The sequence below is a fragment of the Desulfosoma sp. genome (assembly GCF_052743555.1).
The window spans coordinates 111848-123332 of sequence record NZ_JBRAHS010000007.1 but is presented as its reverse complement, the minus strand read 5'-3'; the positions used below and the strand labels follow the sequence as shown (position 1 = coordinate 123332).

Below are 11485 nucleotides of genomic sequence, written 5' to 3'. Positions count from 1 at the left end.
GGTGTCAACAAACGCCTAGACGATGTGAACGCGCACTTGGTGGACCAAAGCCGACGCATCGATGAAACAAATAATCGCATTGACGCCGTTCGAGAACAACTCTCCCAGCGCATCGATACTGTGCGCGAAGAACTTAACCAGGACATTGAGACTGTGCGGGAAGAACTTAACCAGCGCATGGACGCCGTTCGTGGACAACTGACTCAGCGTATTGAGGCCGTGCGGGAAGAACTCACCCAACGCATCGAAGGCGTCCGTGAGGAACTCACACAGCGCATGGATACGGTGCGTCAGGAACTGACCCTGCGCATGGACGGATTACACACGGATCTCATCCACCGCAGCGACAGAACCCACTCCCGACTGGATCGCATCTGGGAAGCTATTGTTCGACGTGAGGAATACGAGGAATTTAAGAAGCGTTTGGTATCCTTGGAGAAGGACGTGGAAGAACTCAAGCGCAAGGTTGCTTAAACGCCAACCCCAAGACCATCGCCCGTTAAGGCAAAGAATCCTGTCGCGGTCCGGGAGTTTCCGGGCGGACCGAAGATCATCACCCGTCAGGGCAAAGGATCTTCACCTTCCCACAAGCCTTTCCGGCGGCGATTTTTTCGGCACCCCCCTAAAAAATGTAGGCAAGTCCCGTCGAAGCGCCTGCCCTCTATCTCCGTCCGTGGGCGTAAAGACCATAAGATCGTCCCTTCAACAGCATACACGGGTAAGCCTTCCCTGCATCGCTGCTGCGTGGTGAGCCCCCAGGATAGCACAGCGATCGCAGACCGCTTTCAAATCCTTGTCCCGCCTGCTGTGGCTCCGTGGACTCCTGAAGGGTTGGGCGAGCTTTCCAGCTCGTCCAAGGCGCGTGCACCAGGGCGCTGACTTTTCACAGGTAACTCAGAATGGACGCCAAGCCTCTTTCGCTCATGCCCCCCGTTTCCGCAGCCCCGCTCTCCACCATGCATCGGGCGTCGTTCACGTAGCCCATGACCGGTTGCAGTCATTCTTCAAAATCCACGAAACGCTCGCTCGCATGGCGCTTTATGGGCTGTCAAGAGCTGATTTCCGTAACGTTCCCCCGGCGAGTCAAGGCTTTTAGGCCGCCGTTTGCAACGCTTCTTCTTTTGCTCAAGCGTTCCGCCCATGCTGACGATTATGACAGTGATGTCGGTGGGGCACCCGAAGCATGGAACGTGGCACAGAATCGCACAGGTACGGTCATCGCTCAATGGCTTACATTCTGGAACAGACCTCGTCGGTGACGGCCCGAGCCAAAAGGCGTCGGTTCTTCTTTTTGACTTTTCAGGGGCGGCTGCAACTGGAGCGCCGGCATGAGATCACCTTTGAAGCGGTCTATGAACCCTTTGAAGGATGGAAAATTCACCGAGCCTCCGATATGGAGGCCTTTCATAAAGCCGTTCCTGACGGCTACTTTCAAGCCTTCTGCCTGGATGTGCTGAAAGAATCCCACATGGATTGCTTAGTTCGATGGCATCTGGAACCCAAGGACGGCAAGTTGCTGATCAGCAAGCTTCGAGCCCTTATTTCCTCCTGATGGCAATTTATCTCTGGCACCGTGGTTTGGTTTCGTGATATGCGTGCGAGGACTTTGGAAAAAGCTCGACTTTGTAGTGCTCGAGGAATCTCATGAACCCACACGAAATCGAACGCGACCTTCGCCTGCAGAAAGCTTACTATGAAGCCATTTTCGTTTACAGTCCCGACGCCGTAGCCATATTGGATGCCTACGACCGGGTCATCTTGATCAATCGCGCTTTCACAAACCGCTTTCAACACGCGGCAGAGGAAGCGCGCGGCGCCTTCATCAACGATCTCGTGGCGCCGACGTGTATGCGCGTCGATGCGGAAAGCCTTTCCGCCAAAGCACTTCAAGGATTTTCCTTTGAAGTGGAAACCCGCCGGGAACGCAAGAACGGCTCCCTGGTGGACGTGGCCATCACCGCGGCCCCCATCTTTATCGAAGGAAAAATGGTCGCCATCTATGCCAGTTACAGGGACATTACAGGTCGCAAGCAAGCGGAACGCGCCCTGCGTGACATGGACGTAAAATACCGCCTCATTGTGGACCATTCCAACGACGCCGTTTTCGTTGTTCAAGGCGAACGTGTTGTTTTCTGGAATCCCACGTTTCGGGAGTTGTGCGGCTACACGGACGAAGAAATCGCAAACCTTCACATCGCCCAATTGCTTTACCCGGAAGATCGAGACGCAGTGGTCACTCGGCATCGAAAACGTCTTCACGGTGAATCCGTTGCCGCCGTTTCCACGGTGCGCGCCCTTTCCAAGCAGGGCCGAACCCTGTGGATCAATAACAATGCCATTGTTGTGCAATGGGACGGCAAGCCGGCCACCCTCAATTTCGCACGGGATTTCACTCGAGAAAAGGAGCTGGAAACCCAGCTGGCCCACGCCCAAAAGATGGAAGCCGTGGGCACTTTGGCCGGTGGCATCGCCCACGATTTCAATAACCTCTTGCAAACGATTCAAGGCTATGCAGAACTTTTGGCCAATCGGGCCGACTGCAGTGACAGCGAGCGGCTCCGGCTGCAAAAGATCTTCGACGCGGTCCACCGCGGCCGCGAACTGACCCGCAACCTCCTTACCTTAAGCCGTAAGATGGAACCCCATCTTGAATGCGTGAACTTAAACCGTGAACTGACCAAGTTGCACGACATCTTGTCCCGCACTTTGCCCAAGATGATCACCGTGCGACTGGATACCGTCGCCGATCTCCCCGCCGTGCACGCCGATCCATCCCAGGTGGCCCAGGTGATCATGAACCTGGCCGTGAACGCCAAGGACGCCATGCCCGACGGCGGAACTCTGACGCTCAAAACACGGCGGTTGACGATCCCCGAAGGGCACACTTCCGCTCTGAAACCGGGATCCTACGTGTGCGTGAGCGTGGAGGACACTGGAAAAGGCATACCGGAGGCTGTGCGTGAACGGATCTTTGAACCGTTTTTCACCACCAAGCCGCCGGGATCCGGCACGGGTTTGGGTCTTTCCATGGTTTATGGCATTATGGCCAACCATCACGGAACGGTGCTCTGCCACAGCCTTCCAGGGCAAGGCACGCGCTTCGACTGCCTCTTTCCTGCCCTGCCCCACCAGGCTCCGGACACGCACGATTCCCCTCAAAAGAAGACTCTTGCCGCGCCACTTTCCCAAGCCACGGTGCTGCTTGTGGACGATGAGGAATCTTTGCGGGCCTCAGGACGGGAAATGCTTGAATGTATTGGATATCGCGTGCTCACAGCCGCCGACGGCGAAGAGGCTCTGAATATTTACGCTCATGAAGGGCCCAAAATCGACGTGGTCCTTCTCGACTTGATCATGCCCGGCATGGGCGGTCGAAAATGTCTGGAAAAGCTTCTGACCCTTCGTCCCGACGCAAAGGTCATTGTGACCAGCGGCTTTTCGGCCAACGACTCCATTCAGGACATCCTCATGCCCGGAGCCTTAGATTTTCTGGCCAAGCCCTATTCGGTGGACGCCCTGGTAAAAAAATCGCCCAGGCCCTCAAGGCTTCATGACCACCGCGTGGGGCTTTCGAGGACCACGCATGACAAAGGTCAGAGGGACCAAGGCGGCGGTAAACCAAGCGAAAAGCCAAAAGGTGTCATTAAAGGCCATCATGGAAGCCTGCCGCGAAGTCTCTCCGTAAATGCTCGCCAGCGCCAGTTGACGATCGTAAAAGGATGACCAGTCCCCTCCCATGAGGGTCAGCATCTTGTCCATGGCTCGTCGAAGGGAAAGGTCAAAGGGCGTGAGCTGGTCCACGAGCATGTTCTGGTGCCACTGGGAGCGTTGGGACAACACCGTGGTGCTGAAGGCTACCCCAAAGCTTCCGCCGAGGTTGCGCAGCAGGTTGAAGATGCCTGTGGCATTGCCCATGTGTTCTCGAGGAATATTCACGTACGTGGCGGCGGATAGGGGCACGAAGAAAAGTCCCATGCCCAGAGCCTGCACGATGCGAGGCCAGGCTGCAGAAAAAAAGTCAGCCTGCAGATTCAGTCGGGACATGAGGCTCAGGGCTACGGCAGCCAGGGCAAGCCCCACGGCTAGAAGGCGGTTGGGCCCAACACCCCGTTTCATGAGCATGCCCGCCACGGGCATGATCATGAGGCTCGCCAGCCCGCCGGGGCCGAGCACCAAACCAGCCCACAGGGCCGTATAGCCCATGAGGTTTTGCAGGTACAGCGGCAACAGAACGATGCTTCCAAAGAGGCAAAAATACCCTGTAAACATGGTGAAGTTGCCCGCAGCAAAGGTGGCGTCCTTGAACACGCGCAGATTCACGACGGGATGAGGTACGCGGAGTTCCACCACGATGAAGGCCGCCAAGGCCACCACAGCGATAATGGTCAGGGTGACAATGAAGTGCGAGGCGAACCAGTCCTCCCGTTGTCCTTTGTCCAGCACCACCTGCAGGCAGCCCAACCCCACCGTGAGCAGAGCCAGGCCCCAACGGTCGATGCGCCCCGCGTGCGCTCGAATGTACGGGGGATCATGCACAAAAAGCCCAGCCATAAAGACGGCCAAGAACCCCATGGGCACATTAATATAGAAGACCCAGCGCCAAGACCAATTGTCGGTAATGAAGCCGCCCAGGACCGGCCCGAGAATGGGGGCAAACACTACGCCCATACCAAAAACCGCCATGGCCACACCGTGTTCCCGCACGGGAAAGGTTTCCAACAAAATGGCCTGAGACAAGGGCTGAAGCCCACCACCCCCAAGCCCCTGAAGCACGCGGGCCATGACAAGCACCTCCAGCGACGGCGCCGCGCCGCACAAAACCGAACTCAACGTGAACACAACGATGGAAAACAACAGGTAAATGCGCCGCCCAAAGAGGCTGGCCAACCAACCCGTGATGGGAATAATGATGGCATTGGAAACAAGATACGACGTGAGCACCCAGGTGACTTCATCCAGACCCGCGTTCAAGCTGCCCTGGATGTGTGGTAAGGACACGTTGACGACACTCGTGTCCATCACCTCAATGAAGGTGGGAATAATCACCGTCAGGGCAATGGCCCACTTGCGCCTGTCCGGATGCGTGGCGGTCATCGGGACGCCCTTTGCGCAGGCACGCGCAACCTCGGCCCGCTACGGTTGGATGTGTCCACGGTGACCTTCAAGGAAAAGCCCAGCCGCAGTGGGTATTCCAGAGAAAAGGGATCGGTGAGCCGAATCTTCACCGGCACGCGTTGCGTGATCTTGATCCAATTGCCCGTGGCATTTTCCGGAGGAAACAAAGAAAAGGCGGCACCCGTTCCCGCTCGAATCCCTTCCACCGTTCCGGAAAAGCGTCGTCCGGGATAACAGTCGGCTCGAATGTGCACTGGCTGGCCAATGCGAATGTGCTCCACTTGAGTTTCCTTGAAATTGGCTTCCACGTACGCGTCGTGGAGCGGCACCACGGCCAGAACTGGCTGCCCGGGAAGAAGGCGTTCGCCCACCTGAACTTTTTTCTGAGCCACATAACCCGCTATGGGGGCGACAATGCGGCAGTACGAGAGGTTCAATTGCGCCATGTCTCGTCGCGCTTCCAATTCTTTGGCATGGGCCAAAAGGGCCTTGAGCCGTTCCTGCTCCACGCGCACACGCAAACGGCCCGCTCGAGCTTCTTCAAACCGAGCCTCAGCCATGGCCGCTTCCTTGCGCGCCGCCTCCAAAGCCGCTTCAGCCGATCGAAGGCGTGCCTCGGACGCCCCTAGGGCCGCCTGCGACTTCCTCAGGGCCGTCTTCATGCGATCCCGATCCCGCACGGATGAAGCACCTTGAGCAGCCAAGACATCATAGCGTTCCCAGTCCCGCTTGGCATGCCGATATTCCGCAAGCACCGCTTCGTGGTCCTGGGCCTCTTCCGATACCTTTTCACGGGCCGCCTGCACCTGGGCCAGGGCGGCTTTAACGGAAGCCTCCGCGGCGCTCACCTCAGCCTGCGTCGCGGCTTCCACATATTCTATGGTGACCCGCGCCGCATGAATGTCCGCCTGAACTCTCAACAAAGCCGCCTCCACCTCTTGCACCCGAGCCTGCTCATCCGCCATATCCAGTTCGATGAGAACCTGGCCTTGCACGACGGGATCGTCGTTTTCCACAAGCACAGCGGCTACGGTTCCGGGAATGCGCGCAGAAACTGCGGCGGCATCGGCCACAACGTAGGCGTTGTCCGTGGTTTCCTTGTTTCGAAGAAAGATCCACCAGTAGAGCGCCCCGACGACCAGGCCGGTCAGCACCACACCAGCAAAGACCCGCTTGAAAAACTGTTTGTTATTCCGAGGCGCCTTGACGGGCGCCTGCACCGGGATGCTCTGCGGCATGCGCTCGGCCATATCCTTTGTCGCGCCTCCTTGTATCTTTGCCAATGATTTCGTGAAGCACCAAAACGCCGCCCCGCACTCTTCATGTCTATGGCCCGTTGGCGCGGGAAAGGTCAACGGAAAAAACCGTGGAGAAGACACAAAGATTTCTTGACCACATGGGAGCTTCGTGACGCTGTAACGCCCGGAGAACACGTCCCAGCTTTTCCCTTGACAGATCTTTCTGTTGCCCATTAGAGATCGAAGTTTACAAGGTTTTTTGAATGAGACATCCCGATTGAAGGGGCCGCTTTTTTTAGAGCTTTTTTGCTGCAGGGCCATCTTGCACGAGGAAGGAGTCGTCATGACGTTTCAGGAACTTATTCACGCCTTAAACGCCTTTTGGTCTGAAAGAGGGTGCGTTATTCAGCAGCCGTACGACGTGGAAGTGGGCGCGGGAACCTTCAACCCCGCTACGTTCCTTCGCGTTTTGGGTCCGGAACCTTGGAAGGTGGCCTACGTGGAGCCGTCCCGAAGACCCACAGACGGCCGGTACGGAGAAAACCCGAACCGGTTGCAGCATTACTACCAATACCAGGTGATCTTGAAACCTTCCCCGCCGAACAGCCAAGAAATTTACTTGGAAAGCTTGAAAAGCTTTGGGATCGATCCCCTGGATCATGACATTCGTTTCGTGGAAGACGACTGGGAATCCCCCACACTGGGGGCGTCCGGCCTAGGTTGGGAAGTGTGGCTGGACGGCATGGAAATCACCCAGTTTACTTACTTTCAGCAGGCGGGCGGTATCAATCTTTCGCCTGTGTGCGTGGAACTCACCTACGGCCTGGAACGCATCGCCATGTATCTGCAAGGCGTGGACAATGTCTACGATCTTCAATGGGCTGGGGGCGTCACCTACGGCGACGTGCACCACAAGGGTGAGGTGGAATGGTCCCATTACAACTTTGAGGAAGCCGACGTCTCCATGCTTTTGGAACTGTTCAACATGTACGAAAAGGAATCCTTGCGCATGTCCGAACGCGGCTTGGTGCTTCCCTGCTACGACTACTGCCTCAAGTGCTCCCATGTGTTCAATCTACTGGATGCCCGCGGCGCCATCAGTGTCACGGAACGCACCAACTATATCGCACGCGTGCGCAATTTGGCGCGACTGGCCGCCCACGGCTATGCCTCCCAAAGGGAAGCCATGGGGTATCCCCTGCTGACCAAAAAAGCCTTCGGGGACTGACAGGTCTGCGAGGTGCCATCGATTTTCATTGCAGAAGAAAATGAGGGACCGTATGGGACAAGAATTTTACTTGGAAATCGGCAGCGAAGAAATTCCAGCAGGCTATATTTCTGCGGCCTTGGAATCCATGGCGCAGCAGATGGTGCGATTCTTGGACGATCATCGCATCGCCCACGGTGAGCCGTTCACCACCGGCACGCCGCGCCGTTTGTGTCTGTGGATACCCGACGTGGCCGAACGGCAGAAACCCACGGTGGTGGAAATCATCGGACCGCCCAAGTCCCTGGCTTTTGACGCCCAAGGGCGCCCCACCAAGGCGGCCGAAGGGTTTGCCAAGAACCAAGGCATCGACGTGTCCCAACTGACCGTCAAAGCCACCCCCAAGGGCGAATACGTGACGCTGATGAGAGAGGAAGCCGGAGGCCCCACAAAAGACCTACTGGAACGTATGCTCCCCGACTTTGTGGCCCACATTCCCTTTCCCAAGTCCATGCGCTGGGCAAATCTTTCCGTCACCTTTGCGCGGCCCGTGCACTGGATTGTGTGCCTTCTGGGACAGGAGGTGGTGGATTTTCGTTACGGCAATGTGCGCAGTGGCCGCCTTTCCTTTGGGCACCGGTTCATGAGCCCTCAATGGATCGAGGTGCGCAATTTCTCCGACCATCGCGAAAACCTTCGGCGGCACAAGGTTATCGTTGACACGGCGGAGCGCAGACGGCTCATCATGGAAGGTATTCAGGAAAAAGCGGCTTCCATTGGTGGGCGCATTTTGGAAGACGAGGACCTCCTGGACGAGGTGGCGCACCTAGTGGAATACCCCTTTCCCCTTCTCGGTTCCTTTGAAGACAAATACCTGACTCTGCCTCCCGAACTGCTCATCACGGTCATGAAGGAGCATCAGCGCTATTTTGCCGTGGTGGACGACGCGGGAAACCTGAAGGCCCATTTTGTCACCGTCGCCAACACGGTCCCCAGAAACCCCGATCTGGTCGCGGCTGGTAACGCCCGCGTGGTGCGCGCTCGACTGGAAGACGCCCGCTTTTACTATGAAGAAGATCAGAAGGTGCGTCTGGAAGATCGGGCCGAAGCTCTGAAAACTGTGGTGTTTCACGCCAAACTCGGCACCAGCTGGGAAAAGGTGGAGCGTTTCACGCAACTGGCCATATGGCTCTGTGAAAGGCTCTGCCCTCAATGTATGGACAATGTGCGGCGGGCGGCTCTGCTGTGCAAAGCGGATCTGGTGAGCGGCATGGTGGGCGAATTTCCGGAATTGCAGGGTGTCATGGGCCGAGCCTACGCGCGGCTGCAAGGGGAACCGGAGCCGGTGGCTCAGGCCATCTACGAACACTACCTGCCCATTCGTGCAGGAGGTCCTTTGCCGGAAGGGCCGGAAGGGACGGTGCTCAGTATCGCCGATAAGATGGACACCATCGTAGGCTGTTTCGGCGTGGGGCTGTTGCCCACAGGCACCGCCGACCCCTTTGCCCTGCGCCGTCAAACCTTGGGCATTCTTCGCATCATTCTGGAAAAACAACTGCGCTTTTCCCTTGAAGAACTCATCGATCAAGCTCTGCCGCTGCTGCGCTCCAAGATGACCGAACCAGCCGATACCGTGAAAAAAGGTGTTTTGGACTTTTTCCGGGGGCGGCTTCATCATCATCTGGTCACTCAGGAAGGATACGCTCAGGATATTGTGGAAGCCGCCCTGGCCTCGGGTATCGCTTATCCCGCCGACGCGGTTTTGCGGGTCAGGGCGCTGGCCGATTTCACACGGCGAGACGATTTCGAGGCGCTGGCCATGGCGATTAAGCGGGTGGGAAACATCATCAAGGAGGGAGAACGGCACCCTGTGCGGCCGGAGGCTTTGGCGGTGCCTGCAGAACAGGGACTTTGTGAAGCCTACGACCGGGTGCACACGGATGTGGCGGACAAAGTCTCACGTGGCGATTACGCCGGTGCCTTGGAAAGCCTCACCGCCTTAAAAGACCCCATTGACGCCTTCTTTGACGCCGTCTTGGTCATGGATCCCGATGAGGCGGTGCGCCGAAACCGGCTGGCTCTGCTCACGGCCGTTCATGAACTGTTCAACCGCATCGCCGATTTCAGAAAAATCCAGACAGGCTAAAACATAGAGGGCGGACTTATGGGTCCGCCCCGATGCATTAGTGTTGGAAAACCACCCTTTTCCGACAGACCCAGCCGCTTCCCTACGAGCGTGACGGAAAATCCACTTCTTACGCTTTGCGGCCTGGCACTTTCAACACGTCACAAGGCTGCGTTAGCCCAAAATCAGCATTCTCGGACAGGCTTCCGATGAACATGTCCGAGAATGCCTTAAGAGGAGCGGAGCAAGCCGCGATTCCTTATCGCGCCGTGCGCCGATCCCACTGCCTTAAGCCGAAAGGACGTGGCGAAACCGCTGTCGGCCGCGCTCCTTGTGTAGCCGAAAAAGCGCCGCACGGTGCCTCTACGCTGACCGAAAGTTTCCGATGCCCCGATTCTCCAAAGGTCGGCTTCAAGATGTCCCTTCAAGAATGCGAATTTTCGCCAAAGGTGCCCTTGTATGCCGCTCTTTTTCAGGCAAAAGCGCGCATGCCGCCGCCGAAAGTTCAAGAGCGCAGCACCTCGAGCGTCGGGGACGCCAAAGCCATTTACGCCGAAGGCTCCTGCATGTGCAGCACACGTCGAATCCAGGGCAACAACACCAAGCTGCCCACCAGAACCAAAACACCGCTGGCCACAAAGGTGCCTCGGTAGCCCACCAAAGGAATGACCAGGCCTGCCGCATAATTGCCGACAAACACCCCCAAGGTTCTCACGGCATACACCACCGCCGAATGACCTCCCAATCTCCCTTGAGGGAAAAAAGCCGCCGTCATGATGCCCATGGCCAGAATTACCGGCACATCCCCGGTGGTGTGCATGACGCGGACGGCAATCATTTGAGAAGGCGCCTGGGCATAAGCGGTCAGGCCCTGAAAAATGGAGGAAATCACGAGTCCCAGAGCCAACAGCCACACGACGCTCTGGCGCGCATCAAAGCCTCGACCTGTGGCCGGAGCCATCACGGCCATCCATAACCCCACGGCCATATAGGTCCAACCCACTTGGGCACTGGTAAAACCCAAGTCATGCCTCATGAGCAGCGTGTAGGATGTCTGTTCGACACCGAAATGGGTGGCATAAAGCATCCACACGGCCAAGAAGACCAGAGCCCTTGGTTGTTTCAAGTCTTTACGGTAATCTCCCAGGTTAAACCGAATAGGATCGCTGTCCTGCAAGGTCAGCACCAGGACGATCAACAGAGCGGCTCCAGCCACGGCAAATCCTAGCATGCGCACGTAATCCGCATCGCCCCACAAACTTCCCGCAAGGAGGGGTCCCAAGCCGAAGCCCAGGTAACTTCCCATTTGGTACACGGCAATTTTGACGCCGAGTTGTGTCGGTGAAACAACTTTGAGAAAAAGCGCCAGCAGCACGGTTTGAAAAATGGCCCACGAGAGCCCACCCAGAACGGCCAGGGCAAGGAAAGCGTACCACGCCTGGGCAATGCGAAGCCCAACCAGATGCATGAAAAGAAGAACCGCTCCACCAAGAAGCACCCTTTTTGGACTCACCCTGTCAGACAAAACCCCCAGGGGGATCATCAAAACCAGGGCTGAAATGGAATAGAATCCCATGACCACACCCACCATGGCGTCGGAAAGGCCACGGGACTTCAGATGCACGGGAAGAAAAGAAAACATCATCCACAGCACCGCCGTGTACAAGAATCCGCACAAGGGAAAGGTCATGAGCCGCGCGGGAAAAGGGAGGTTCAAGGCAGTCACGGCACGGGGTTTCATGAAATTTTCAAAACCTCCTCAGTAACGAGCCTTCGTTTGAAAAGCGCTACTTTACCTCA

At 57.0% G+C, this 11485-nt stretch carries 7 protein-coding genes and 1 pseudogene; 5 read left to right on the top strand and 3 right to left on the bottom strand.

Features of this window, described 5'->3' with window-relative positions; translation table 11 throughout:
• From ACUVSA_RS06150 to ACUVSA_RS06140, 3 genes and pseudogenes are all read left to right on the top strand, one after another.
• A partial coding sequence (locus ACUVSA_RS06150) for a hypothetical protein (protein WP_445894165.1) occupies nucleotides 1–474 on the top strand: 474 nt, incomplete at its 5' end.
• Nucleotides 475–1183: 709 nt separating this feature from the next.
• Nucleotides 1184–1552: a hypothetical protein gene (locus tag ACUVSA_RS06145; RefSeq protein ID WP_445893132.1), complete on the top strand. Its 369-nt coding sequence runs from the start codon at nucleotides 1184–1186 to the stop codon at nucleotides 1550–1552.
• Nucleotides 1553–1644: 92 nt separating this feature from the next.
• Nucleotides 1645–3513: pseudogene (locus ACUVSA_RS06140) on the top strand (PAS domain S-box protein); the annotation flags it as partial.
• 27 nt (nucleotides 3514–3540) lie between these two features.
• Here the strand turns inward: ACUVSA_RS06140 and ACUVSA_RS06135 are convergent.
• Nucleotides 3541–5094 carry a DHA2 family efflux MFS transporter permease subunit gene (locus ACUVSA_RS06135; RefSeq protein ID WP_445894164.1) on the bottom strand — a complete coding sequence of 518 codons (1554 nt, stop codon included), beginning with the start codon at nucleotides 5092–5094 and terminating at the stop codon, nucleotides 3541–3543.
• Complete coding sequence (locus tag ACUVSA_RS06130) at nucleotides 5091–6353, bottom strand: efflux RND transporter periplasmic adaptor subunit (RefSeq protein ID WP_445894163.1); 1263 nt, start codon at nucleotides 6351–6353, stop codon at nucleotides 5091–5093. Before ACUVSA_RS06130 ends, ACUVSA_RS06135 begins: the two co-directional genes overlap by 4 nt.
• 343 nt (nucleotides 6354–6696) lie before the next feature.
• Between ACUVSA_RS06130 and glyQ the strand changes: the two genes are divergently transcribed.
• Both glyQ and glyS read left to right on the top strand, forming a co-directional pair.
• A complete protein-coding gene (gene glyQ, locus ACUVSA_RS06125; RefSeq protein ID WP_445892149.1) occupies nucleotides 6697–7581 on the top strand; it encodes a glycine--tRNA ligase subunit alpha in 885 nt (294 codons plus the stop codon).
• 52 nt (nucleotides 7582–7633) lie between these two features.
• Complete coding sequence (gene glyS, locus ACUVSA_RS06120) at nucleotides 7634–9706, top strand: glycine--tRNA ligase subunit beta (protein WP_445894162.1); 2073 nt, start codon at nucleotides 7634–7636, stop codon at nucleotides 9704–9706.
• 526 nt (nucleotides 9707–10232) lie between these two features.
• On the opposite strand, the gene ACUVSA_RS06115 is transcribed toward glyS, so the two are convergent.
• Nucleotides 10233–11426 carry an MFS transporter gene (locus ACUVSA_RS06115; RefSeq protein WP_445894161.1) on the bottom strand — a complete coding sequence of 398 codons (1194 nt, stop codon included), beginning with the start codon at nucleotides 11424–11426 and terminating at the stop codon, nucleotides 10233–10235.
• Nucleotides 11427–11485 lie beyond the last annotated feature (59 nt).